Consider the following 524-nt stretch of genomic DNA (forward strand, 5'->3'; position numbering starts at 1 on the left):
CAGCTTTAAATTTGATTTCTTTATTGCACAGAATATCTGGGTTGGGGGTGCGTCCGGCTTTGTATTCCGCTAAAAAATGCTCGAACACATTGTCCCAATATTCCGCCGCAACGTTAGCCGTATGGAGTTTAATTCCGAGTTTGTCGCTGACGGCTTGAGCATCCGCTAGCTCTTCTTTGGCGGTGCAATATTCTGTGCCATCGTCTTCTTCTCAGTTTTTCATAAACAGGCCTTCAACCTGATAACCCTGCTGCATCAGAATCAGTGCTGATACGGAGGAGTCGAAACCACCAGACATCCCGACGATGACTTTTTTGTCGTGGTTGGCTGGTGGATCTGTTAGGTAGTGGCTTTCTTTCATGACCGGTTTTTTCTCATCGAACGAAGAGGCATCGCCTCAGTGAATAGGATGGCACATTGTACTTCATTTTTGCGAGGTCGGCACAGGCGATAAGTGCTGATCAGACAAGAATGATATGGAAATAATGGGGTTGTTTATGAAATCTTCAATGCACGTTTTAATT

Annotated in this window: 1 pseudogene; it reads right to left on the reverse strand. The window is 45.0% G+C overall.

Going from position 1 to position 524, the window contains the following annotated elements:
• Nucleotides 1-361 (reverse strand): annotated as a pseudogene (gene mnmA / locus GCE9029_RS25540) (tRNA 2-thiouridine(34) synthase MnmA); the annotation flags it as partial.
• Nucleotides 362-524: the final 163 nt, after the last annotated feature.

Source organism: Grimontia celer (genome assembly GCF_900055185.1).
Taxonomy (GTDB): Bacteria; Pseudomonadota; Gammaproteobacteria; order Enterobacterales; family Vibrionaceae; genus Enterovibrio; species Enterovibrio celer.